Source organism: Stenotrophomonas bentonitica, from assembly GCF_002887735.1.
Classification (GTDB): Bacteria; Pseudomonadota; Gammaproteobacteria; order Xanthomonadales; family Xanthomonadaceae; genus Stenotrophomonas; species Stenotrophomonas bentonitica_A.
On the sequence record NZ_PKQP01000015.1, the window covers coordinates 1 to 24,449 of the forward strand.

Annotated in this window: 25 protein-coding genes and 1 pseudogene; 18 read left to right on the forward strand and 8 right to left on the reverse strand. The window is 62.9% G+C overall.

Features of this window, described 5'->3' with window-relative positions; genetic code table 11:
- Together C0R07_RS18470 and nudE are read left to right on the forward strand one after the other, a co-directional pair.
- On the forward strand, positions 1 to 618 hold a 618-nt coding region (locus C0R07_RS18470; protein WP_302476401.1), incomplete at its 5' end, for a TCP-1/cpn60 chaperonin family protein.
- A complete protein-coding gene (nudE, locus tag C0R07_RS18475) occupies positions 618 to 1,184 on the forward strand; it encodes an ADP compounds hydrolase NudE (RefSeq protein WP_032966771.1) in 567 nt (188 codons plus the stop codon). The genes C0R07_RS18470 and nudE, both read left to right, overlap by 1 nt.
- Positions 1,185 to 1,318: 134 nt before the next feature.
- Here nudE and C0R07_RS20190 read toward each other — a convergent pair.
- Positions 1,319 to 1,459 (reverse strand): annotated as a pseudogene (locus C0R07_RS20190) (ISL3 family transposase); the annotation flags it as partial.
- Positions 1,460 to 1,559: 100 nt separating this feature from the next.
- Entirely contained in the window at positions 1,560 to 3,167 is a 1,608-nt protein-coding gene (locus tag C0R07_RS18485; RefSeq protein ID WP_005413425.1) for a peptide chain release factor 3, read from the reverse strand.
- A 362-nt stretch (positions 3,168 to 3,529) separates the two neighbouring features.
- Here C0R07_RS18485 and C0R07_RS18490 point away from each other — a divergent pair, with 362 nt between their 5' ends.
- Positions 3,530 to 4,582, forward strand: coding sequence for a DNA-binding protein (locus C0R07_RS18490; protein WP_032961134.1), 1,053 nt, complete (start codon positions 3,530 to 3,532; stop codon positions 4,580 to 4,582).
- Between the two features lie 20 nt (positions 4,583 to 4,602).
- Here the strand turns inward: C0R07_RS18490 and C0R07_RS18495 are convergent, their stop codons facing one another.
- Positions 4,603 to 5,361 (reverse strand): hypothetical protein, encoded by a 759-nt coding sequence (locus C0R07_RS18495; RefSeq protein ID WP_223293216.1) that lies wholly within the window; start codon positions 5,359 to 5,361, stop codon positions 4,603 to 4,605.
- Between the two features lie 126 nt (positions 5,362 to 5,487).
- Between C0R07_RS18495 and C0R07_RS18500 the strand changes: the two genes are divergently transcribed.
- From C0R07_RS18500 to C0R07_RS18560, 13 genes are all read left to right on the forward strand, one after another.
- A complete protein-coding gene (locus tag C0R07_RS18500) occupies positions 5,488 to 5,838 on the forward strand; it encodes a helix-turn-helix domain-containing protein (protein ID WP_043033515.1) in 351 nt (116 codons plus the stop codon).
- A gap of 174 nt (positions 5,839 to 6,012) precedes the next feature.
- Complete coding sequence (gene copL / locus C0R07_RS18505; protein WP_074058987.1) at positions 6,013 to 6,432, forward strand: transcriptional regulator CopL; 420 nt, start codon at positions 6,013 to 6,015, stop codon at positions 6,430 to 6,432.
- Between the two features lie 113 nt (positions 6,433 to 6,545).
- Positions 6,546 to 8,414, forward strand: a complete 1,869-nt coding sequence (locus C0R07_RS18510) for a copper resistance system multicopper oxidase (protein WP_012480217.1) — start codon at positions 6,546 to 6,548, stop codon at positions 8,412 to 8,414.
- Positions 8,411 to 9,679: a copper-binding protein CopB gene (locus C0R07_RS18515; RefSeq protein WP_005413421.1), complete on the forward strand. Its 1,269-nt coding sequence runs from the start codon at positions 8,411 to 8,413 to the stop codon at positions 9,677 to 9,679. The genes C0R07_RS18510 and C0R07_RS18515 overlap by 4 nt, the downstream gene beginning before the upstream one ends.
- 12 nt (positions 9,680 to 9,691) lie before the next feature.
- The gene (locus tag C0R07_RS18520; protein WP_012480216.1) at positions 9,692 to 10,462 is read left to right on the forward strand and encodes a c-type cytochrome; all 771 of its coding nucleotides are present in this window, start codon (positions 9,692 to 9,694) and stop codon (positions 10,460 to 10,462) included.
- Between the two features lie 19 nt (positions 10,463 to 10,481).
- Positions 10,482 to 10,991, forward strand: a complete 510-nt coding sequence (locus C0R07_RS18525) for a nuclear transport factor 2 family protein (protein WP_012480215.1) — start codon at positions 10,482 to 10,484, stop codon at positions 10,989 to 10,991.
- Positions 10,992 to 11,005: 14 nt separating this feature from the next.
- A complete protein-coding gene (locus tag C0R07_RS18530; RefSeq protein WP_223293215.1) occupies positions 11,006 to 11,530 on the forward strand; it encodes a DUF411 domain-containing protein in 525 nt (174 codons plus the stop codon).
- 70 nt (positions 11,531 to 11,600) lie between these two features.
- Positions 11,601 to 11,951: a four-helix bundle copper-binding protein gene (locus tag C0R07_RS18535; RefSeq protein ID WP_012480213.1), complete on the forward strand. Its 351-nt coding sequence runs from the start codon at positions 11,601 to 11,603 to the stop codon at positions 11,949 to 11,951.
- A gap of 178 nt (positions 11,952 to 12,129) precedes the next feature.
- Positions 12,130 to 12,513, forward strand: a complete 384-nt coding sequence (copC, locus tag C0R07_RS18540) for a copper homeostasis periplasmic binding protein CopC (protein WP_005413416.1) — start codon at positions 12,130 to 12,132, stop codon at positions 12,511 to 12,513.
- 10 nt (positions 12,514 to 12,523) lie between these two features.
- Positions 12,524 to 13,453: a copper homeostasis membrane protein CopD gene (gene copD / locus C0R07_RS18545; protein WP_005995728.1), complete on the forward strand. Its 930-nt coding sequence runs from the start codon at positions 12,524 to 12,526 to the stop codon at positions 13,451 to 13,453.
- A 61-nt stretch (positions 13,454 to 13,514) separates the two neighbouring features.
- Positions 13,515 to 15,941, forward strand: a complete 2,427-nt coding sequence (locus C0R07_RS18550) for a heavy metal translocating P-type ATPase (protein WP_074058989.1) — start codon at positions 13,515 to 13,517, stop codon at positions 15,939 to 15,941.
- A gap of 28 nt (positions 15,942 to 15,969) precedes the next feature.
- On the forward strand, positions 15,970 to 16,245 hold the full coding sequence (locus C0R07_RS18555; protein ID WP_102789634.1) for a hypothetical protein: 276 nt from the start codon (positions 15,970 to 15,972) through the stop codon (positions 16,243 to 16,245).
- Positions 16,246 to 16,319: 74 nt separating this feature from the next.
- Positions 16,320 to 16,871 (forward strand): DUF305 domain-containing protein, encoded by a 552-nt coding sequence (locus tag C0R07_RS18560; RefSeq protein WP_005995733.1) that lies wholly within the window; start codon positions 16,320 to 16,322, stop codon positions 16,869 to 16,871.
- A 29-nt stretch (positions 16,872 to 16,900) separates the two neighbouring features.
- On the opposite strand, the gene C0R07_RS18565 is transcribed toward C0R07_RS18560, so the two are convergent.
- Positions 16,901 to 17,089, reverse strand: a complete 189-nt coding sequence (locus tag C0R07_RS18565) for an arginase family protein (protein ID WP_187756563.1) — start codon at positions 17,087 to 17,089, stop codon at positions 16,901 to 16,903.
- Positions 17,090 to 17,177: 88 nt separating this feature from the next.
- Here C0R07_RS18565 and C0R07_RS18570 point away from each other — a divergent pair, with 88 nt between their 5' ends.
- Complete coding sequence (locus C0R07_RS18570; protein ID WP_005413409.1) at positions 17,178 to 17,465, forward strand: TonB-dependent receptor; 288 nt, start codon at positions 17,178 to 17,180, stop codon at positions 17,463 to 17,465.
- A gap of 26 nt (positions 17,466 to 17,491) precedes the next feature.
- The gene (locus tag C0R07_RS18575; RefSeq protein ID WP_005995738.1) at positions 17,492 to 18,322 is read left to right on the forward strand and encodes a DUF4198 domain-containing protein; all 831 of its coding nucleotides are present in this window, start codon (positions 17,492 to 17,494) and stop codon (positions 18,320 to 18,322) included.
- Between the two features lie 104 nt (positions 18,323 to 18,426).
- Here the strand turns inward: C0R07_RS18575 and C0R07_RS18580 are convergent, their stop codons facing one another.
- Genes C0R07_RS18580 through C0R07_RS18590 form a run of 4 tightly spaced genes read right to left on the reverse strand, consistent with a single transcriptional unit; the run spans position 18,427 to position 24,432 of the window.
- Positions 18,427 to 21,567 carry an efflux RND transporter permease subunit gene (locus C0R07_RS18580; RefSeq protein ID WP_074058991.1) on the reverse strand — a complete coding sequence of 1,047 codons (3,141 nt, stop codon included), beginning with the start codon at positions 21,565 to 21,567 and terminating at the stop codon, positions 18,427 to 18,429.
- Positions 21,564 to 22,103: a heavy metal-binding domain-containing protein gene (locus C0R07_RS20320; protein ID WP_421115963.1), complete on the reverse strand. Its 540-nt coding sequence runs from the start codon at positions 22,101 to 22,103 to the stop codon at positions 21,564 to 21,566. The genes C0R07_RS18580 and C0R07_RS20320 overlap by 4 nt, the downstream gene beginning before the upstream one ends.
- On the reverse strand, positions 22,076 to 23,077 hold the full coding sequence (locus C0R07_RS18585) for an efflux RND transporter periplasmic adaptor subunit (protein WP_224096873.1): 1,002 nt from the start codon (positions 23,075 to 23,077) through the stop codon (positions 22,076 to 22,078). The genes C0R07_RS20320 and C0R07_RS18585 overlap by 28 nt, the downstream gene beginning before the upstream one ends.
- A complete protein-coding gene (locus tag C0R07_RS18590; protein ID WP_224096874.1) occupies positions 23,074 to 24,432 on the reverse strand; it encodes a TolC family protein in 1,359 nt (452 codons plus the stop codon). Before C0R07_RS18590 ends, C0R07_RS18585 begins: the two co-directional genes overlap by 4 nt.
- Positions 24,433 to 24,449: the final 17 nt, after the last annotated feature.

Sequence of the window (24,449 nt, forward strand, 5' to 3'; positions counted from 1 at the left end):
ACGATCATCGATGGCGCCGGCGAGAAGGCCAACATCGAATCGCGTGTCACCCAGATCAAGACCCAGATCGAAGACACCTCGTCGGATTACGACCGCGAGAAGCTGCAGGAGCGCGTTGCCAAGCTGGCCGGCGGCGTGGCGGTGATCAAGGTCGGTGCGTCGACCGAGATCGAGATGAAGGCAAAGAAGGCCCGCGTCGAAGACGCCCTGCACGCCACGCGTGCGGCGGTGGAAGAAGGCATCGTCCCGGGCGGCGGCGTCGCGCTGCTGCGCGCCAAGGCCGCGATTGCAGGCCTGAAGGGCGCCAACGAAGACCAGAACCACGGCATCCAGATCGCCCTGCGCGCGATGGAAGCACCGCTGCGCGAGATCGTCGCCAACGCCGGTGAAGAGCCATCGGTCGTGGTCAACAAAGTCAAGGAAGGCAGCGGCAATTTCGGCTACAACGCCCAGACCGGCGAATACGGCGACATGGTCGCGTTCGGCATCCTCGATCCGACCAAGGTCACCCGCTTGGCCTTGGAGAATGCGGCCGCTGCTGCCCGCATGTTCCTCAGCAGCGGCGTCGCGATTGCCGAAGCAGAACCGCCGGGCGCGGTGCAATCGGAAGACGGCTGATGTCCCGCCTCAACACGATCCTGCGCCTACCGGTCATCCATCGGGCTGATGCGACCGAGCTCGGCCCGTATTGCCTGGAACAGGTGCATCTCGAATTCGCGAACGGGGAGCGACGGCTCTACGAGCGGCTCCACACCCGCTCACCTGGAAGCGTCATCATCGCCGCGATGCCCGATCCGCACACGGTACTTTTGATTCGCGAGTACGCGGTGGGCACCCATCGATACGAACTTGGCCTGCCCAAGGGACGTATGGACCCCGGCGAGTCGATTCTCGAGGCCGCCAATCGCGAGCTGAAGGAAGAGGTCGGAATGGGCGCCAAGGTTATGCGCTATCTGCGGCCACTGACCTTGGCCCCCACCTACATGAGCAACGCCATCCATCTGGTACTGGCGGAGGACCTGTACCCGGAGCGCTTGCCGGGGGACGAACCCGAAGAGCTCGAGGTGGTCCCTTGGCAGCTCGATCGCCTCCACGAATTGGCCCTGCGCGAGGACTGCTCTGAAGCGTGCTCGATCGCGTCGCTGTTCATCGTGCGCGAGGTGATGCGGGAGCGTGGGGGTTAGACGTCCGGCATCAATGCCTATCGAGCACGCGGTCGACGTCCGCGCCGATCAATTGCCGATTCGACCGGAGGTGAGGGGTTCATGAACGTGATGGTTTCCCCTGCGCTGCACGCGACCCACGGCTTGGGAGTGTCGCAGTGCTCGCAGTACATCGTCCGCGCCGATGGCTTGAGGTAGATCGTGACGGTCCGGCTGTCATCCTCAGGCCACGCCACGCGCTCTACCCGATAGCCTTCCCGGCCATCCAGCTTTTCGATCGTCTTCCGGTCCAGCATGGCTGCATCCTCGAATCTAGGAAATCAGGCCTCAAGGGCACCGTTGGTCAGCCGAGGCTCCACGGTAATCCGCAAAGAACCATTTTTACACGGACAACCCCTAGTCCGCGCGACCCACGGCTTGGGAGTGCTCGCGTGTGGCTGTGAAGCAAATCTTCGGTGCACGTTCCTGCGCCATCTGCAGGTTGACGCGACTGGGTGCCAGGTAGACCAGGGCTCCGGAAGCATCGAGCGCAAGATGGGTTGCCGCCTTCTCACGGAACTCTTCGAGATCGGAATCGCTCTCAGCCTGGATCCAGCGCGCAGTGTGGATCTGGACCGGTTCGAAACTCGCTTCCACGCCGTACTCGTCCTTTAACCGATAGGCCACCACCTCGAACTGCAGGGTTCCGATTGCCCCGAGGATCAGGTCGTTGGACAACAGTGGCCGGAAAAACTGCGTGGCTCCCTCTTCAGACAACTGGGTCAGACCCTTTTGCAAATGCTTGAGACGCAACGGGTCCCGCAGGCGGATGCGCCGGAACAGCTCGGGGGCAAAGCTCGGTATGCCGGTGAACTGCAACGGATCGCCGACGGTGAACGTGTCGGCGATGGCGATCGTGCCGTGGTTATGAATGCCAATGACGTCGCCCGGGTAGGCGTGCTCGGCCAACTCACGCTCGGACGCCATGAACGTCAAGGCATCGCCAAGCCGCATCTCCTTGCCCGTGCGGACATGGAGTGCCTTGATGCCGTGCTGATAGCTGCCGGAGCACACGCGCAGGAAGGCGACGCGGTCGCGATGCAATGGATCCATATTGGCCTGGATCTTGAACACGAAGCCACTGAAAGCCGGCTCCTCTGGCGAAACCTTCCTCAGGGATGCGTCGCGTGGCTTGGGTGCCGGCGCATGCGTGACGAAGAAGTCGAGCAGCAACTGGACACCAAAGTTGTTCACCGCCGAGCCGAAGAATACCGGAGTCTGCAGACCTGCCAAATACAGTTCGCGATCGAAGGGATGAGACGCGCCCTGAACCAGGGCCAGCTCCTCCCGGACCTCATCGAGGAGCTGCGCTCCGACGCGCTTGACCAGTGCAGGATCCTCTATGGATGGGAAGATCGTCGAATCCTGTCGCGTGAAGTTCTTGCCAGTTTCGAACAGGTGGACCTCGCCGGTCATCAGATGGATCACGCCCTTGAGCCTCGATCCCATGCCGATCGGCCAGGTGATCGGTGCGCAGGGGATGTCGAGGACGCGCTCGACCTCGTCCAGCAGTTCGACCGGCGACTTGCCTTCGCGGTCGAGCTTGTTGATGAAGGTCATGATCGGCGTGTCCCGCAGCCGACAGACCTCCATCAGCTTGATCGTGCGCTCTTCCACGCCCTTGGCGCAGTCGATGACCATCAGCGCCGAATCGACCGCGGTCAGCACACGGTAGGTGTCCTCGGAGAAGTCGGCATGCCCCGGCGTATCGAGCAGGTTGACGATGCGGCCATCGTAGGGGAACTGCATCACCGACGAGGTGACCGAAATGCCGCGTTCCTTCTCCAGCGTCATCCAGTCGGACGTGGCGTGCTTGGCTGACTTCCGGGACTTGACGCTACCGGCCTGGCGAATGGCGCCGCCAAACAACAGAAACTTCTCGGTCAGGGTGGTTTTCCCGGCATCCGGGTGCGAAATGATGGCAAACGTGCGGCGGCGCGCGGCCTCCGCGGTATGGGTCGGCATAAGACTCCCTCAAGCGCTGTGCGCTGTAACCACGTCTTGACGATCTAGGCCCAGGCTGGGTCTAGGGCGGCATTGGCGTGGTCGTGGGAGAAGAATGGGCCATTCGCGCTCAATTTTAACCCAGCACGAGGCCCCTCTGGATGGCCTGGTCGATAGAGGTGCCATAGGCGTCTGCAGGGGCGTCTCCTCTCGGACCGTTTCGTACGTGCCACCGGTGAAATCTGGAGCAAAAAGACGATCAGGCGGGATAATTCAATATTATCCCGTATAACTATTTTCGCCGACGAGCGGTCGTCTACCTGCTTTAATAGTATGTAATTACATGGTATGTAATACATTACGAAATAAAGTGGGGTGGCACGATGGCGCGCGCAGGACTCTATAAGAGTGACGTCCAGAAGGCGCGCGACGCGCTGCTGGCCCAAGGCAAGAAGCCGTCAGTCGACGCGGTGCGAGTGGCCTTGGGCAACACGGGCTCCAAGACCACGATCCACCGCTACTTGCGTGAACTGGAAGGAGAGGAAGGCGGCGGTCCGGCGAGGACGGTAGCCGTTAGTGATGCTTTGCAGGACTTGGTTGCGCGCTTGGCCTCGCGGCTCCAGGAGGAAGCAGAGGCCATCCTCACCCAGGAGCGTGAGCGCCATCAGGCTGAGCTCCACAGTCGGCAACAGGCGCTTTCCGGTGCCCAAGAGGAGGCTGCCGCCTTGAGCAGTCGGCTGCAGCGCACCGAAGCAAGCCTGCACCAAGAGCAAGCTGCTCACGCCCTCCTTCAACAGAATCTAGGTGACAGGATCGCGGAAATCGCCCAGTTGAACGAGCGCATCGCTGGCATGACGGTGCGGCTGGCTGATCATGAGGCGCATACGCGTTCTCTGGAGGACAAGCATGCCCATGCCCGGGAAGCGCTTGAGCACTACCGCACTTCAACCAAAGAGCAGCGTGAGCAAGAGCTTCGCCGTCACGAGCATCAGGTCCAAGAGCTGCAAGTAGCCTTACGTCAGGCCAATGAAGCCTTGGGCGCGAAGAATCAGGAGCTGTTGGTGCTGAACCGCGACAATGGTCAATGGCTGGAGCGCCACGGGCGGATTGAGCGTGAGCTTGCCCAGCTACGACAGGCCCACGAAGGCCAACACAGCGAGGTCGTGGCGTTGCGCCAGACCGCGACGGACTATTTGGCACTGCAGGAGCGCTGGAAGACTGACGCCAAGACCTTGGATACCATGCGCAACGAGCTAGCTCAAGTTCAAGACACCCTTGCGCGGGAGCGTGAGCGCCGCGAGAGCGCTGAAGCCGATGCGTTGCGTGCCAATGCACGTCTTGAAGCGCTAGAGCCTCTACTGAATCAACTGACGCCAGCACAAAATGCGGTGAAGAAAACTCGGCGCGGCCATGCGCAAGATGGGGGAGCCGACTGACGAGGCTGCTCGTTTGTCTGCTAGCGGCTGGGGTGGCGCTCACCTGTCCAGTACGCCCATTCCATAGGGACGACCCAATCTACAAACAGTTTGGCTACTGAGGACTCCGGTGCCAAATGATAGGGCTTGAACATGCCTTGCTCGGGCGAACTGGTCATCAGGTAGCGCAGGCGCTTCTGGACCTCCTGAAAGATGGCTTCCCGCACATGGGCGCTGTCGTGCACGCCAAGACGCATCGCCACCGAGGCACCTTGGCGTACCGCCGCCCAGCAGCAGTAACGCCACCGCGCGATCGGCAAGCCCCGCGGTCCGGATTGAAAGACGAACCCCACATCACGTGCCCAGCCTGGGTCGAAGTGATGTTTGAGCAATTGCTGCTCCAGAAACTGCTCGGTCTCCCAGAGTGCAAGTTCATCCCACAGCTCCAGTTTCGCGTCCGCCAAGTCTACATCGTGTGCCATATCGCCGAGTTGGTCTTCCAGCACCGGGAGCAGGTGCCTGCGCTCGTGGGTAGACCAGGCGAAAGCCCATTGCAGATCTTCGATGGGCGTGACCTCGGCATCGGGGCGGATCTGCCATCGATCCGCTGGCCAGGGAACTTGGATCAAGGCCAAGTCTCGCAGCGTGTCCAGCACCAGCAAGGTGGAGCGGCGTGTGGGCGCCACCGGTATGCGTCGTAGCTGCGCGGCTAACAGTGCGGCTAGGAAAAGGGTGCCACGAAGGCCCAACTCCTCGATGCTGGCGACCCCAGATGGCGTCATTGACGAGGTTCCGGGCATGCGGTTTCCGGGGATGAGGGAGCGGCGTGGCTCCTGGGGGGGGGAGGGGGGGCGCTACCGGTGTCGCCGGTTGCCTCAAAGCTAAGAATATCTTAGTATGCAAGGCAGGGTACATCCGCCATCCTTATGGGGTCTCCATGGGGTGCGCGCGTGACTTTGTCCGTCGACTCAACACCGACCTTCGCTCGACGCCTCAAACAAGCCCGCCTGCACACGGGTTTGTCGCAGAAGGAGTTGGGCATCCGGGCCGGTCTGGATCCTCACGTGGCCAGCCCCCGAATCAACCAGTACGAGCGTGGCAAGCACGAGCCCATGCTGGAGATTGCTGAGCGGTTGGCCCAAGCGTTGGGGATCCCCGCCGCCTTCCTTTACACCGACGATGATCTGCTGGCCAAGTTGCTCCTGCGCTGGGGCTCGCTAAGCAAGCAGCAGAAGCGCGAGTTGGTGAAGCTGATCGAGGCCACGCCCGAGAAGTAAACCGAACAAGCGCTCGCCCTATGGGCAACTCTTCGCCTCAACCCGCCCTTTGGGCGCTTCTGGAGGGAGCTGCAGTGTCCGCGGCTAGTGCGACTGACAAGTCGCGACATCTCAGGCTTACTTGAGATTTTGTTCACGACCGATACACACGCGCCTTGTCTAAAGTGATATACCATGTCGCCCGTGTCAGCCTCCTCACTTCTACTGCGACTGTTCCTGATCGCCATGCTCGTGCTTAACGGCGCGTGGTCGGCGTTTGCGTCCGTCAGTATGAACCCGGTCATGGAAGAGCAGGCCAGCGAAGTGGCTGCCGCGGTGCAAGTCGACGAAGACTGCTTCGCCGATCACAGTGCTGAGCATCATCCCGATGCCACATCGATTGAAAAGGCTGGCACTGGGCATGGCGACCATGCCGGTCCCGACTGTTGCAAGTCTTCTGCGTGCCGGTGCGCCTGCGTACACGCTTGCGCGAGCGCACTTCCTGCGCGCCTGCATGTTTCGGTGCAACTGGCCTTGGGCCTGGATGTCATGCCGCTGCCCCTAGGGCATGCGGCACCTGCCTTGCCTCATCTGATCCGACCACCGATCGGCTAAGCGTCCCTAGGCGCCGCAATGGCGCCGTTGGTGTGGCTTGCATGCCTGTTTAGGCCAGCCGCCCGCTCTGTACCACCGCCCGCCGGTGGCAACACGACGCTTGGAGCATTTTCATGTCGCATGATGATTTTCGTGGTCCACGCGGTGGACCGCTGCTGCCTTCGCGGCGGCGATTTGTCCAAGGCTTGGCCTTGGGAGGCGCAGTCGCAGGATTAGGTTTCTGGCCCAAAGCCAGTTGGGCGCTCAAGGGGCCGGGACAACCCAACGTACTATCGGGCACTGAGTTTGACCTGACCATTGGCGAGACGCCGATGAACTTCACCGGCAAGACCCGCACCGCGATCACGGTCAACGGGTCCGTTCCGGCGCCGTTGCTGCGGTGGCGGGAAGGCACCACGGTCAACTTGCGCGTCTCTAATGCATTGCCCGCTAACTCCATCCATGGCGCGGACACCTCCATCCATTGGCACGGCATCATTTTGCCGGCCAACATGGACGGCGTGCCGGGTCTGAGCTTTGACGGTATCGGACGTGGTGAGACCTACCACTACCGGTTCACCCTGCATCAGGGCGGAACCTACTGGTACCACAGCCACTCAGGGTTCCAGGAACAAGCCGGGCTCTATGGCCCGATCGTCATCGACCCATTGGAGCCGGAGCCCTTCAGTTTCGATCGCGACTACGTCGTGATGCTGAGCGATTGGACAGACCTGGACCCGACGGCCCTGTTCGATCGTTTGAAGAAGATGCCGGGCCATGACAATTACTACAAGCGCACGGTCGGCGATTTTGCGCGCGATGTGAAGCGCAACGGCCTGTCGGCCACGTTGGAAGATCGCAAGATGTGGGGCGTGATGCGGATGACGCCCACGGACCTGTCCGACGTCAACGCCAACACCTACACCTACCTGATGAACGGCACGACCTCACTGGGCAACTGGACCGGTTTGTTCCGCAGTGGCGAGAAGGTGCGCCTGCGTTTCATCAATGGCTCTGCCATGACGTACTTCGATGTGCGTATTCCGGGGCTGAAGATGACCGTGGTGGCGGCAGATGGCTTGTATGTCCATCCGGTTTCCGTCGACGAGTTCCGCATCGCGGTAGCAGAAACCTTCGATGTGATCGTGGAGCCCTCCGGGCAGGACGCATTCACCATCTTTGCCCAAGACTCCGGTCGCACCGGCTACATCAGCGGCACGCTCGCTGTGCGCGAAGGATTACGCGCGCCCGTTCCGTCTGTGGATCCCCGGCCGCTGCTGACGATGGCAGACATGGGCATGGATCATGGGTCGATGGATATGTCTGGCGGCAGCAAGGGCATGGAAGGCGGCTGTGGTGCGGCCATGGGCATGCCTGGCATGACCCCACCTGTCAGCGGTAACGCGACCTCGGCCCATGCAGGCCATGCGATGCCCGCCGCCGGCGATGGTGCCATGGCAGGCATGCAGCACGGGGGCATGCAATCACACCCTGCTAGCGAGACCAACAATCCCCTGTTGGACAACCAAGCCATGAGCGTGAGTTCGCGCTTGGATGATCCGGGCAATGGCCTGCGCGATAACGGCCGTCATGTGCTGACGTATTCCATGCTCAAGAGCACCTTTGAAGACCCTGACGGACGCGACCCCGGTCGCGAGATCGAGCTGCATCTGACCGGACACATGGAGAAATTCTCCTGGGGCTTCAACGGTCAGAAGTTTTCCGATGTCGAGCCGCTGCGGCTGAACTACGGCGAGCGTATGCGCATCGTATTGGTTAACGACACGATGATGACCCATCCCATCCATTTGCACGGCATGTGGAGTGACGTGGAGGACGACAACGGCAACTTCATGGTGCGCAAGCACACGGTGGATATGCCGCCAGGTAGCCGACGCACGTATCGCGTGCGTGCCGATGCGTTGGGCAGCTGGGCGTTCCATTGCCACCTGCTTTATCACATGGAAGCCGGAATGATGCGCACGGTGAGGGTCGACGAATGAACATCAATAGACGCGATACCACCCTGACTGCGCTGACGGCTATCTCGCTGGCCCTGGCCAATGCGGCCAGCGCCCAATCTATGCAGCACGGCTCCATGCAGATGGAGCAGGGCGCGCAGACCCAGACTCAGGATCACTCTGCACATCAGGCGCCGACATCAAAACCTGCGCCAGCCCAAAAGCCTGCAACACCGGCCAAGACGAGCGAAGCGACGATCGATCATGCGGCGATGGGCCACGCCGAGCCGCAGGCTAACGCAGCCGAGCCTGCCATGCAGGGCATGGACCATTCGCAGATGGGGCACGGCTCGCCCGCGAGCACACCTGCGGCGCCCACAGCGCAGGCGCAGTCGATGCAGGGCATGGATCACAGTCAGATGGCACAGCCCGCTGCAGCCGACACCTCCGGCACGGCCACGCCTGCGATGCAGGGGATGGACCATTCGCAGATGGGCCATGATTCGCCCGCGCCCGCTACACCAGAAGCGGGAATGCAATCGATGGAGGGCATGGACCACAGTCAGATGGGACACGGGCCTGCAGCGCCAACGCAGCCGCGCACCCCGATTCCCGCGGTGACGGACGCGGATCGCAAGGCGGCCATCGCGCCGGAACACGCGCATCCGGTGCATGACAACTCGATCAAGAGCTACGTGCTGCTCAATCGCCTGGAAACCTGGGATGCCGATCCGGGCACCGGGCTGGGCTGGGAGGGCCAGGGCTGGATCGGTACGGACCTCAATCGCGTCTGGCTCCGCAGTGAAGGCGAACGCACGGATGGTCAGACCGAGTCGGCTGATCTGGAAGTGCTTTACGGCCGCAGTATCTCCACGTGGTGGGATGTGGTGGCCGGTGTGCGTCATGACTTCAAGCCTGGGGCATCGCAGAACTTCGCCGCTATCGGTGTACAGGGCTTGGCGCCGATGAAGTTCGAAGTGTCCGCCACAGCCTATCTCGGCGAAGGGGGCCAGACTGCCGCCAATGTCGAGGCCGAGTACGAATTGCTGCTAACCAACCGGCTGATCTTGCAGCCGCTGGTGGAAGTCACCGCCTATGGCAAGAACGATCCATTGCGCGGGATAGGTTCGGGTCTGAGTGCCGCTGAGGCGGGGCTACGACTTCGCTATGAGTTCACCCGAAAGTTCGCTCCCTACATCGGCGTGGTGTACGAGCGCGCGTTTGGCAATACCGCAGACATGCGACGCGAGCATGGCGAGTCCTTTGAAGACACGCGCTTGGTCATCGGCCTTCGTACCTGGTTCTAAGGGGAACTGACAATGAAATCCAACAAAAAGATGTGGGTATGGCTCGGTGCCGGCGTGGCATTGGTTGCGGTGGTCGCAACCGCCACGGTCTCTCTGGGCGTGTACAACGTGGCCGCCGACGATCCGCATAGTCGCCCGGTGTATGCGCTACTTGAAACGGCGCGCGAGCGTTCCATTGAGGTGCGCGCCGCCAAGCTTCAGCTACCCACGAACCTTGATGATCCTGAGCGTATCCGCCAGGGTGCGGGCAACTACAACGCCATGTGCGTGACCTGCCATCTTTCACCAGACGCGGCGGCCACCGAGATGAGCAAGGGCCTGTACCCCGCGCCACCGAACCTAAGCAAACAGCCGGTCGCTCCAGCTGAGGCGTTCTGGGTGATCAAGCACGGCATCAAGGCCAGCGGCATGCCCGCTTGGGGCGGCAGCATGGACGATGAGTTCATATGGAACATGTCGGCCTTCCTGCAGAAGTTGCCCACGCTGGACGCGACTGCGTACAAGGAACTTGTCGACAGCAGCGAGGGCCATTCGCATGGCGGCGGCGAGACGCAAGGCCACCATGACGACGAAAAGGCCGAGGATCACCCTGCCTTATTCGAGCCGGGCAACAACTCCATGCCGCATGCGCACCCGCCGGGCGTGGACGACGATCACCACGGCCCGACACCCAGCGACACGGAAGTCGGGTTGGTGAGCCACGGCCATCCCGACGGCAAGGTGGAGTCGCACCCTGCACCACACACGCCCGTGGCCGATGACGGCCATGCGCACACCCATTGATCTCCTTGGAGCCCACGCAATGAACGCAACAGCAATCTCGTTCACCCTCGCACTGGCACTGGCCGTCGTGTCCCCCGCAATGGCGCAGGCGACACAGCCGCACGCACATCACCCCGCTGCCGCGGCATCTGCGGACGTCGACGTCCCAGTCACTGCAGAGGCCGCGGTCGCCGTAGCGGAGCGTTTCAACAGGGCCCTGTCTAGCGGCGATCTGGCCACGGTCGAAGCCCTGCTCGCTGCCGACGTTCTCATCCTCGAGTCCGGGGGCGCCGAACGCAGCCGCGAGGAATACATGGGCCATCACGCAGTCAGCGATGCGGCGTTCCTCAAGGGCGCCCATCGCCAGCTGCTCCGTCAGCGCGCACGAGCCGCCGGCGAGTTCGCGTGGGTCGGAACCGAAAGCGAGTTGCATGCCCAGAAGGACGGCCAGCCACTGACCGTCCAGAGCGCCGAGACGATGGTGCTGAAGGAGACCGCGGACGGCTGGCGGATCGTCCACATCCACTGGTCCTCGCGGACCAAGCGCTGAGTCGAGAGATTGAAATGACTACGCTCACATTGCACCGTCTGACTTTTGTGGTCCTTGCCGTGGCTGGTCTGGGTGCTTGCACCCAGGATGCTTCATCCGCGCAACCCACAACCTCGCCCTCCGCACAGGTTGTCGTCCCATCAGCCGACGCGACTCCAGCAGCCCTGCCACGCATGACCGTCCACAAGACCCCGACCTGCGGGTGCTGCGGTGTCTGGATCGACCACGTGCAGAAGGCGGGATTCACCGTGGATGTGCACGACATGGATGACCTGGGTCTGGTCAAGGAGCGGTTGGGTGTCCCCTATGCAAAGGGCTCCTGCCACACGGCCGAGATCGGCGGATACGTCATCGAAGGCCACGTTCCGGCCGCGGACATCAAGCGTCTCCTCGAAGAAAAGCCGAACGCACGCGGCCTGGTCCTCCCAGGGATGCCGCTTGGTTCTCCGGGCATGGAGGTCCCGGAGGGACGCCAGCAGCCGTTCACGGTCGAGCTGATCCATCGCGACGGAACCACTGAACCGTTCGCACAGCACTGATCCGTCGCAGCAACAGGGGACGGTGTTGCGGGCGCGCCGATTCTCGCCCGCGAGGAAGAAGGAGAACTACATGACTCACCATTCCGCAGCACACCGGCCCCAGGCCATGAACGAGTGCATCGACAACTGCACGCAATGCCATGCGATCTGCCTGGAGACGATCAACTACTGCCTGACCAAAGGAGGTGTTCACGCGGCCCCGGAGCATATCGCCCTGTTGGCGACGTGTGCCGATACCTGCGCAACCAGTGCCGACGCGATGCTGCGCGGTGCCAGCGTTCACGACGTGGTTTGCGGTGCCTGCGCGGAGATCTGCCGCCAGTGCGCCGATGCATGCGACGCCATGAACGACCCTGAGATGACGCGCTGCGCCGAAGTTTGTCGCCGCTGCGCGGAAAGCTGCAGCGCCATGGCAGCGTAATGCGTCGAGGATCCCGCCTGAGCCGGTGGGATCCTCGTCTCGCGAAAGCGGAAGTATCAAGAAAATCCGACAAATCGTGGTTTCGGTGACAGTCCGACATCTAACGCTTGTCGCATCGAACACAGCGCGGCCCCTCCCGAACGGGCTTTGCATCACATTCCAATGAGGATTTATCCATATGAAGTCGTCCAACGTCATTCGCTCCTTCGCGCTCGTCCTCGCAATCGCGGCCGGGCAGTTTTCGCTGCAGGTCGCGCACGCCCACGCCGCGCTGCAGCAGTCCACACCGGCGGCAAATGCGGTGGTGGCCTCGCCAGGCCAGATCGATCTCGTGTTCAACGAGACATTGATTCCGCGGGCGTCGCGTCTCAAGTTGCTCATGAAGCACGGCAGTTCCACCATGCCGATCGAGAATTTCACGACCGAGATCGTCAACAACGGCAAGACCCTGCGTGCCAAGTTGCCTGGACCGCTGGCTCCGGGCGTCTATACCGTGGAATACCGCGCCGTCGGTGGTGACAACCACCCCATGCCGGGCAGCTTCAGCTTCACGGTGCGCTGAGGAGTCGCGAATGTTCGACCTGTCGGCTTATGCACTGAGATTCTTGGAATACCTTGTCATCATGGTTCTTTTCGGGGTTCCACTCTTCGGTTGGTACGGGTCGCGTCGATCGGCACTCGCCGACGCCTTGGCCGGGTGGTCACTCATGGGCGTTCTATTGGCGGGTGCCGTAGCCGGTCTCGTGCTCACCGGGCTCGATGTCGTCTTCAAGACCGCGGGCATCATGGGAATGCCGCTTGCCGAGGTTGATCGCGGATCGCTTGGCTGGTATCTGCTCGAGACGTCCGCGGGCCGGGCAGCCATGGCGAGAGGCGCGCTGCTGGTCGCCCTGATGTTCGTGCTCGGATGGCATCGTCGCCGCGGGAAGGTGGAGACCGCCTTCCCGCTGGGGGCGATGCTGGCGGGCGGCGCACTCGCTTCGCTGGCATGGAACGGCCACGCCGCCGCTGGCGAGGGCTTGGCAGGCGCGGTCCGGCTTGCTGCAGGCATCGTCCATCTTCTCGCGGCAGGCGGCTGGATCGCAGCGGTCCTGATGTTCCTTGCCATGCTGCTGCGCGGCAAAGAGACGAACGGCAGCGGGCGTCTGCGATCAACGCATGACTTTCTGCATGGTTTTTCGACGCTGGGAACGATCTTCGTTGGTGCGCTCATCGTGTCCGGCATCGCGCACTACGGGGATCTCACCGCGTGGTCGTTTTCGGCCCTGTTCCAGAGCACCTACGGGAAGTTGCTGCTGTTCAAACTGGCCCTGTTCGCTGGAATGCTGGGTTTGGGAGCGCTGCACCGATGGACGCTGGTGCCGCGCTTGGAACGAGCGCTGACCAGCGGAGATCCCGCGCAGGAGGTGCGGGCTTTGCGGCAGAGTGTTACGGCTGAGGCCGCGCTGGCCATCTTGATCCTGATTGTTGTTTCAGTGCTCGGGACGCTCAGCCCCGAATAGCTGTGTAACCCGCAATGGCACACTGCCTTGGCAGTCCATCCCCACTAAAGCGAGCATCGGCATGAACTCACCGTCGTCCCATGACCATCACCATTCTGCAGGCGCAGCCCCTGTCGAGGCTGCGGATGGACGGGTCACCGATCCGGTCTGTGGCATGCAGGTCGATCCCGCCACGACGCAGCATCATGCGACCCACGCCGACACACCTTTCCACTTCTGCTCGGAGCGATGCCGCGCGAAGTTCGTGGCCGATCCGGAGCGCTATCTGACGCCCCAGGACGAACCCGAGGTGGCACAGCCCGGCGCCATCTACACCTGCCCGATGCACCCGGAAGTCCGGCAACAAGGTCCAGGCAACTGTCCCTTCTGCGGCATGGCGCTGGAGCCGGAAATGCCGAGCCTGGAGGACGATGACAATCCGGAACTTCGCGACTTCTCGCGCCGGTTCTGGTGGACGCTTCCGCTGACTGTGGTGACGCTCGTGCTGGCCATGTTCGGCCAGTACCTCCCGCGTGTCGTGCTGGGCGACGTGCAGATCCTGCCGTTGTCGATCGACGTGCAGACCTGGGTCGAGCTGGTCTTGACCACACCAGTCGTGCTGTGGGCCGGCTGGCCGTTCTTCGAGCGCTGCGTGCAGTCGATCCGCAACCGCAGCCCGAACATGTTCACCCTCATCGGGATTGGCGTTGCGGCCGCCTTTGGCTACAGCCTGGTCGCCACGCTGGCACCCGGCTTGTTCCCACCGTCGTTTACCGAACATGGGCGCATCGGCGTGTATTACGAGGCGGCGGCGGTGATCGTGTCGCTGACGCTGCTCGGCCAGATGCTGGAGCTACGAGCGCGTTCGAAAACGTCCGCGGCAATCAAGGGCCTGCTTGGTCTGGCGCCCAAGGAAGCCCGGCGGGTCAATGCCGACGGCACCGAGGAAGACATCCCGCTAACCCACGTGCATGTCGGCGACCACCTGCGCGTGCGACCCGGCGAAAAGTTGCCGGTGGATGGCGAAGTGGTGGAAGGCCGCTCCAGGGTCGACGAGTCGATGCTCACCGGCGAGCCGATCCCGGTCGAGAAAACCACTGGCGATCAGGTCATCGGCGCGACCCAGAACGGCACCGGCGCGCTGGTGATCCGCGCCGCCAAGGTGGGTTCCGACACTGTGCTGTCGCAGATCGTGCAGCTGGTCGCGCAGGCGCAGCGCGCTCGCGCGCCGATGCAGCGGATGGCCGATACCGTCGCCTACTGGTTCGTGCTCGCGGTCCTGGCGATCGCGGTGGCCACCTTCTTCATCTGGGGCTTCTTCGGCCCGGAGCCGGCCTGGACCTTTGCCATCCTGAACGCGGTTTCGGTGTTGATCATCGCCTGCCCCTGCGCGCTGGGTCTGGCCACGCCGATGTCGATCATGGTCGCCACCGGCAAGGCGGCACAGGTGGGCGTGTTGTTCCGCGATGCCGAGGCCATCGAGCACATGCGCCGCATCGATACCCTCATCGTCGACAAGACCGGCACCCTCACCGAAGGACGCCCCGCGTTCAAGGAAGTCGTGGCCTTCGAGGGCTTCGACGCCGACCAGGTGCTGCACCTGGCGGCCAGCCTGGACCAGGGCAGCGAGCATCCGCTGGCCGATGCCATCGTGGCCGAGGCCCGACGCCGGAACTTCGAGTTCGACCGCGTGGAGGACTTCGACTCGGTGACCGGCATGGGTGTGCGCGGAACCGTCGCCGGTCGCGCGCTTGCGCTGGGCAATACCGCCCTCATGGATGATCTGGGCGCCGATCCCGGTGCGCATGTCGACGTCGCCGAGCGTCTGCGCCGCGAGGGTGCGAGCGCCATGTTCCTCGCCGTGGACGGTCGCCTGGCGGGTCTGATCGCGGTCGCAGACCCGATCAAGGCGTCGGCCGCGGCCGCCATCAATGAGCTGCACGCCGCCGGGCTGCGCATCATCATGGCCACCGGCGACGGGCTCACCACCGCACGGGCTGTGGCCACAGAGTTGGGCCTGGACGAAGTGCATGGCGAGGTCCGCCCCGAGGACAAGGCCGAACTGGTGCAGCGCCTCAAGCGCGAAGGCCGGCGGGTGGCGATGGCGGGCGACGGCATCAACGACGCGCCGGCGCTGGCCGCCGCCGACGTCGGCATTGCCATGGGTACTGGCACCGACGTCGCGATGTCGAGCGCGCAGATCACCCTGGTCAAGGGCGACCTGCGCGGCATCCTGCGCGCCCGGAAGATCTCTCAGGCCACCGTGGCCAACATGAAGCAGAACCTCACCTTCGCGTTCGTCTACAACGCGCTCGGGGTTCCGCTCGCGGCCGGGGTGCTCTACCCCGCGTTCGGGATCCTACTGAGTCCGATGGTCGCGGCGCTCGCCATGAGCGTGAGCTCGGTTTCGGTGGTCGCCAATGCCCTGCGTTTGTCCGGCTCCACCGTTGTTGCCACCCCCCACCCTGACCGCGCCGATGAGCCTGCGCGCGGCCATTCCTGTCACTGATGGCTCATATCCCACAAGGAGTACTGCAATGAAGCGTTATGCCTCCCTCTCGATGATGGCCTTGTTCCTGATGGCGGGCGCGGCCTTCGCCGGCGGCCAGACCACCACGCCCACCACCGACTACGGTCAGCACAAGCCGGCGGCGGCCGATGCCGATTTCACCAAGCTCGATGCCAACAAGGACGGCTCGCTGTCCAAGGAAGAACTGGCCAAGCACAAGCTGGCGCCGCACTTTGGCATGCTCGATAGCAACAAAGACGGCAAGCTGAGCCCGCAGGAATTCGCTGCCGGCAAGGGTATGTAAGTGTTCTCAGCCCGGGAGCTGTTCCAACAGTTCCCGGGTTCTTCCGCCGTTCTGCCATTCCCACGGAGATTGTTATGTCCTCTTCGCACGGTACGCACGAAAACGCGCAAGACCCGCAGTCCCAGCACGCAAAACCGCACGCCTCACACCAACCTGCCCACCAGGCACAACAAGGGCATCAAGGCCATTACGGCCGCCTGTTGTTGATGATGGGCCTGTCTTTCGTGGCCATGTACGCATTGATGTACGCAATGGTCGATCAGTGGGCTAACGTCTATAACAACGTCAACCAGTTCTACATGGCGGGCCTGATGGCCGCTCCCATGCTGCTGATCGAGCTGTGGCTAATGTCCAGCATGTACCCCGATCGCCGACGCAATCTGATTCTGGCTGGTCTGACGGTGGCGTTCATGCTGTTCTGCTGGTGGGGCATTCGCACTCAAGCAGCGGTCACTGACAAGCAGTTCATCCGTTCGATGATTCCCCACCACGCTGGCGCCATCCTGATGTGTGAGGAGAATCGTCTGAAGGATCCTGAGTTGGTGAAGCTCTGCCAGGACATTATTACCTCGCAGACACAGGAGATCGCGCAAATGAAGCAGTTGCTGGCTGAGCGTTCCCGTTAGCTCACTGCCTTTTGCCAGCCGATATCACTTCACTGAGCCTGCGCACTGACCATTCGGTGGATCAAACGCGCGGCCACACGTGCGGTGGCTTGATCCGGATCCAGGGGCGGACACAGTTCCGCCACGTCGACCACACGTACCTTGCCCGAGGCCATGACCAGATCCAGCAGGGCTTCCAGGACCTCCAGACTCACCCCGCGTGGGTTGGGGGCGCTCACGCCCGGGGCCACCACCATTGAGTACGCCGGCAAGATCACCAGCGGCTTGGGTAGCTACACCCAGTGGCGTGGCTTGGGCTCACTGCGTATGGGCAAGAACCGTTGGACCGGCGTCTATTCGGCGCAGTACATCGGCAGCGCGGACGACATCATCGCCGTGCCCGACACGATCGGCTCGCATGTGTCCAGCGTGGTGTACCACAGCCTGCAACTGAGCTACGGCATCAAGAAGAAATGGGATATCTCCGCCGGCGTTGAAAAAGTGCTCGATAAGAAGGCGCCGTTCGTGAAGAACAACCCCAACACCGACACCGACACCATGACGTACGACTTGCTGGGTCGTCGCTGGAATGTCCGCTTTGGTTACCACTGGTAAGCCACGATCACGAGGAGCTACACATCATGAGAAACACGCAACTATCCGCCACACTACTGCTGTTCGCTGTGGCCGGCAGTGCCGGTGCGCACGACCTGTTTGTCGCTTTCTCCAAGCCTGGCACCGCAGCGGGCGAGGCGAACACCGCCTTGGTGAACAACGGCACCTTCGATGAAAGTGCTGGCGCAGTCACCCGAGCGCGTCTACAGGACGTTTCGCTGAGCCAGGACGGTGCCAAGGCCGCCCCGGACCTGGCCAGTTGGAAAGAGATCGGCAAGCAAAGCCAGCTCACCGTCCATCCGGCGGGCGAGGGCACCTATCTGCTGGGTGTCTCGACGATGGCTTCCACCAGCACACGTACGGCCAGCGAGTTCGGCAAGTACCTGGAGCTGGAAGACTTGCCCGATACGCTGGCCACCTATGACGCAAGCAAGTTCCCCAAAGGGGTCACCTATAGCTATACCAAGCATGCCCGTGCCATTGGACAGGTGGGCACGAAACTGACCGACGACTTCGCTGCCTCGCTGGGCTATCCGTTGGAGATCCGCTTGACCCGCAATCCTGGAAGCGTGAAGGTCGGCGAACAGCTGTCGTTCCAAGTGCTGCAGCAGGGCACGCCAGTGCCCAACCTACGCGTGTACGTCGGTCATCGTGCTGATGCACCGGTCAAGGGCGGGCACGGTAGCGCTACGCTCCTGCGCACCGATGCCCAAGGCCAAGCCAGTTTCCAGGTGACCACCGCCAAGACCTGGTACATCCACACCAATCACATGGTGCCCTCTACACAAAAGGCTTTGGATTTTGTGTCGGATCGGGCGTCGCTGAGCTTTGAGATTTCCCCGCACGCCGGGCACTGACAAGTAGGCACGTAGGCGGTACTCTCCCCTTTGACGCCAGTCATGACTTCTTCCATGACTCGCGTCTTTTTGTGGGGACGGACCTCAGGTGCTCAGTCTGTCTCTCATTGGTCGCCCCGCGCCGCGCGCAATCCACGTCGCCGCACCAGATAGAACGCTGCGGGAATCACCACCATAGAGAGCACCGGTGCGGTGAGCATGCCACCCAGCATCGGCGCGGCGATACGTTGCATGACCTCCGAGCCGGCACCGGCACCAACGAACAGCGGAAACAACCCGGCCAGGATGACGGCTACCGTCATCGCCTTCGGGCGCACCCGCTGCACGGCACCTTCGTAGATAGCCTCTTGCAGGGTAGACACATCTTCCGGCGCACCGCTGGCCAAGCGCTGCTCCCAAGCATGACGCAGGTACAGCAACATGATGACGCCGAACTCAGCCGCAACGCCACCCAGGGCGATGAATCCGATCATGCTGGCTACCGAAATCGCATGGCCCAGCCCCCAGATCAACCAGAAACCGCCCACCAACGCCAAGGGCAAGCTGAGCAGGATGATGGATACATCGCTGAGCCGGCGAAACACCATCCAGATGACCAGGAAGATGATCGCCAACGCCGCGGGCACCACCCATTGCAGGCGTGCCAATGCCCGTTGCAGATACTCGTACTGCCCCGACCAGGCCAGACCATAGCCGGCAGGCAAACTCACCTGGGTCTGCATCGCGGCTTGCAGGTCCTGGACCACCGATCCTAAGTCGCGATCGGCCACATCGACGTAGATGTAGCCCACCAACCGGCCGTTATCGCTCTTGAGCATCGGCGGGCCTGGGCTGATTGACAGCTCCGCCACCTGGCTCAAGGTCAGTTGCACACCGCCTGGCGCGATCAGCGGCAGATCCTGCAAGGCCTGCAATGAGTCGCGCTGGCCACGGGGGTAGCGCAAGACGATGGGATAGCGCTCGCGCCCCTCGATCGTTTCCCCGATTGGATCGCCGCCAACGACCGTGGCAATCAGTTGCTGGAGTTGGCCTTGAGTGAATCCATAACGCGCAGCGATTTCCGGGCGCACCTGTACATCGACATAGCGCCCGCCGGTGACGCGTTCGGCCAGTGCCGAACTCACGCCGGGCACAGTCTTGGCCACCTGCTCGATCTGCTGGCTCAGGCGCTCGATCTGCTCCACATCTGGTCCGGAGACCTTGATCCCAATCGGGCTTTTGATGCCGGTGGCCAACATATCGATGCGATTGCGAATGGGCGGTACCCATAGATTGGTTAGACCGGGAATCTTGACCGCGGCGTCCAACTCTTGGCGTAGCTTCTGAAGGGTCATGCCCGGGCGCCATTGATCCCGCGGCTTGAAGGTCACGGTGGTCTCAAACATTTCCATAGGTGCCGGATCGGTCGCACTTTCGGCACGGCCGGCCTTGCCGAACACGTGCTCGACCTCCGGTACGGTTTTGATCATCCGTCCTGAGAGCTGAAGCAACTGGCGCGCCTTGTCGGCTGACAGGCCTGGCAACGCAGTGGGCATGTACAGCAGGCTGCCTTCTTCCAAGGGTGGCATGAATTCACTGCCCAACCGGCTAAAGGGGATCAAGGTGAGCACCAGCAGCAGGCCACTGAGCAGCAAGGTGACACCGGGATGTTTGAGGACCCACAACAGAATGGGCCGGTATCCGGCGATCAGGATGCGATTTATGGGGTTCTGTTGTTCCGGCCGGATGTGGCCGCGGATCAGGTAGCCCATCAGCACGGGGATCAAGGTCACCGACAACCCTGCTGCGGCGGCCATCGCGTAGGTCTTGGTGTAGGCCAAGGGCGAGAATAAACGCCCTTCCTGCGCCTGCAGGGCAAAAACCGGCACGAAGGATAGGGTGATGACCAGCAAGCTCGCGAACAGGGCCGGTCCGACCTCGGCCGCCGAGCGGGCCATCAACTGCCAGCGCTCCTCACCCTGGGGTTCCCGACCGTGCTCCTCCCGCCAGTGCTCCAGATGCTTGTGTGCATTTTCGATCATCACCACCGCTGCATCGACCATCGCACCAATGGCGATGGCGATGCCTCCTAACGACAGCAAGTTGGCGGAGATCCCCTGGGCGTGCATCACGATGAAGGCCGCTAGGATACCCAAGGGTAGGGTGATGACGGCCACCAACGCCGAGCGTAGGTGCCACAGGAACAGCAGGCATACCAGCGCTACGACCAGGAACTCTTCACCAAGCTTATGGGTGAGGTTGCGTACCGCATCCTGGATTAGCTCGGAGCGGTCGTACACCGCCACCACTTCCACGCCTTCGGGCAAGCTGGATTGCAACGCCTGCAGTCGCGCTTTGACGTTCCGAATGGCCCCCAAGGCATCCTTGCCGGTCCGCAGGACGATCACGCCGCCGGCCACCTCACCTTGACCATCCGACTCTGCGATACCACGACGGAAGACCGGCCCGCGACTGATCGTGGCCACCTCGCCGAGCAAGACGGGGATGCCGTCGTTGCCGGTTACCGGCACCTGTTCGAACGCCTCCTGTGTGCGCAGGTAGCCTTCGCTACGCACCATCAGTTCGGCTTCGCCTTGTTCGATCACGGAGCCCCCGGTAGCGCCGTTGGCCGCATCCACCGCCTCGATGAGCTCGGCCACCGTCAGTCCACGGGCCGCCAACGCCTGCGGATCCGGCTGGATCTGCCAGGCGCGCACCGCACCGCCCACACTGGCTACTTCAGCCACGTCCGGCACGGTTTTTAGCTCATAACGAAGAAACCAGTCCTGCAACGCACGCAGCTGCCCCACATCACGTTGACCGGTCCGATCCACCAAGGCGTACTGGTAGATCCAGCCCAGCCCTGTCGCATCAGGACCCAGCGCCGGATTCACATTCGGCGGAAGTCGATCGCGCACCTGGCTCAAGTACTCGAGCACTCGAGAGCGAGCCCAGTACAGATCAGTGGCATCGTCAAACAGGATGTAGACGAACGAATCACCGAAGAAGGAGAAGCCGCGTACCGCTTTCACGCCCGGCACGGACAACATCGTGGTGGCCAACGGGTAGGTGACTTGGTCTTCGATGATACGCGGGGTTTGCCCAGCCCATTGCGTGCGGATGATGACTTGGGTATCCGACAGGTCCGGCAGCGCATCCAGCGGCGTGTTCTTTATCGACCAGATGCCGACCACCGCCAGCAGCGCGGCGGCAACCAGCACCAGCACGCGATTGGCGATGCAAGCATGGATCAGGCGCGCGATCATGGCGTGCCCTCCATCGCTTCGGACATGACGGCGCTTGCCTGGCAATCAGCGGCTGCGGCGGAGCCGAACTTGGGTACCAACTGCATATCCATGAACGGTGACTTGCCCGGCTTGTCGAAATGCTTCTCCGGCACCATCGGGTCATACCAGTACTGCACCGGGCAGCGTGGCGGCGTGGAGGTGGAGGTCTCTGGCGCGACAGGCGCAGGCTGTCTGGACGGTGACGGCACGACAGTGCGTGCGTCGTGCCCGGCGTCATGGCGCTCGTGTACACCTGATGCGCTGGCAGGGCTTGTAGGTTGTGCAGCGCCCAGGCGCTCCAACGCACCGGAGAGATTGGCTTCAGAGTCGAGCAGGAACTGACCCGAGACCACCACGCGTTCACCACCGGCCAAGCCTGCCACGATCTGCGTGCGCCCTTGCACGCTACGTCCGGCACTCACCCGCACTGGCCGGAAGCTCCCGTCCGGATCCTGCACGATGACCCGGCTGTCCCGCCCGGTGGCAATCAGCGCCTCCGTGGGAACGACTGGCAAGGCCTGCTCGCATCGGGCTGCACCAGAACCTCGGCGAACATGCCCGGCACCAGCCGACGCTGCGGGTTGCGCAGCACAATTCGCGCCCGCTGCGTGCGACTAGCCATGTCGACCTGGGGAAGCAACGCCTGGATCTGTCCGCCAAAGCGCTCTGCCGGCCATGCATTGACCGTGGCCTGCACTGAGGTCCCCAGCCGCAAGGTGCCCAGCGCTGCCTGGGGCACCGAGGCCTCCAGCCACAGCGTGTCCAGCCCATTGATCTTGAACAGTGGCGTACCGGGTATCACCGTCTGCCCCTCGCGTGCCAGGATCTCGGTCACGACACCACTGTGGTCTGCGCCAAGCACGACGCCACTTCTGGCCGAGGCGCCAGAAGGAACACCCAACGAACGCAACCGTTGTTGCGCGGCACCCTGTAGCTCACGCGCGCTCGCGGACTGAGCTTGGCTCAGGGTATGTGCTTCGGCGATGGCCGCGTTCCATGCCGGGGCCTGCACGGTGGCCAGCGCTTGACCACGACGAACCTCGGTAAACGGCGCCTTTACCTGCACGTGGGTGATCAAGCCTTCCGTGCGCGCACTGACCACGGTTTCCTGGGTCAGATCCCTCGTCAGTGTGCCCGGCACGCGTACAGCAGTCCCTAGTGACTCTACCGTCACTTCCTGAGTGCGTATGCCCACGTTCTGCTGCAGGCGCGGATTGATCTGCGTTCCGCCGCCCATGGCCTCATCTGCGTATTTGGGCAGCAACTTCATATCCATGAACGGAGATTTGCCCGGCTTGTCGAATCGCTGCTCCGGCGCCATGGGGTCGTACCAGTACAACACCTTGCGCGCTTGACCTGCGCCGCTCGTGCCGGTGGGCGGGGTGGAATCAGAGGTTCGAGTCATCCAGGCGTAGCCGCTGGCAAAGCCGAGCGCCAGCAACCCGAGGGCCACGGCGAGCTGTGTGAGACGCGTCTTGGTCGGGGTCATGGCGTGTTCTCCTCATGGGGCAGCAGATAGGCCAGTGCCGCCCAGGCACGGCCCTGTTCGCCCAGCAGACGGGCGTTCTCCAGTTGCAATTCGATCTCATCGCGCCGCGCTTCCAGCCACGGCTGCAGGTCGGCACCGGCGCCGTAGGCGGCCAACGCCGTGCGTGCGCGATCGCGCGCCAAAGGCAGGCTCTGCGTGTTCTGACGCTCCAACTGGCCGGTTAACCCGCGCCATCGCGCCATCGCGCGTTGCACCGACTCGGCTTGGATGCGCCGGGCCTCATCGCGCTCTGCGGACACCGCCTCCAGCTCAGCCCGTCGTGCCACGATGCCTCGTGCTTGGCGGTTCTTCTGGAACAGCGGCAGGCCCACGCCCACTTCCACCATGAGCATGTCGCTGCGCGCCATGCCGTCGAGTGCGCGCTCGCGACGTCCGTAGGTGAGCTCCACACTCCAATCCGGGCGGGTTTCGGCCACGGCCGCATCCACCTGGGCCTGGGCTAAGCTCTGGCGTGCCTCCCAGCCCAGTAGTGGTGTGTGCTGGTCCAGGTTGGCCAGCAGTTGGGTGGGCTCCAATGGCAACTGCGAAAAATCCGGCGCCGTACCACTGGCCAAGATCGCCTCTGGTGCAATACCCAACCACCGCGCCAGGCCGGCCTGCGCCGCGGCGTGCTCCGCATGTACCTGCTCCAGGCGATTGTCCAACTGCAGTAGGACGGCCTGGGCGGCAAGCACGTCACTGGCCCCGGCCGTGCCACCTGCCAAGCGAGCACGCGCCGCACGCTCGGCTATGCGCGCCGGCTCGCGCAAACCTTCCAACGCATCTACGGCTTGCTGCGTACTCCGCAGCTCGATCCAGGCCTGCGCGGCCGCTTGGACCACCATCTGCTGTTCGACCATCGACAGTGAGCGCGCTTGTGCCAGCGTCGCTTGAGCCAGCGCTTGCTCGGCACGTCGTTTCGCACGGGCAGGAAACTCCTGCATCAGCCCGACTTGCTGGGTGGTCATCTCGTCTGCCCGCAGACTGAAGGCATCGGGTCCGCTGACGGGCCAGTTCGCCAGCCCCACGATCAGACGTGGATCGGGCAACGCGCCGGCACGCGCGGCTTCTTCGGTACTTGCATCGATCTGGGATCGGCGCACCTGCAGGGTAGGGGCGTTAGCAAGCGCTTGTTGTAGTGCTTCGGGATAGCTGATCGGGATAGCGGGCGGTGCCGCCACCACAGGACCACTGAGCGCCAGGGCAAACAACACCCCGCACGCCATCCTGCGTCTTGCACGCAGAAAGAAGGACATCTCCATAAGACCTCCGGACAAACGACAACGAGCGTGCTGCAACACAAGCAGCACGAGCACGGGTCAATCCAGGAGGG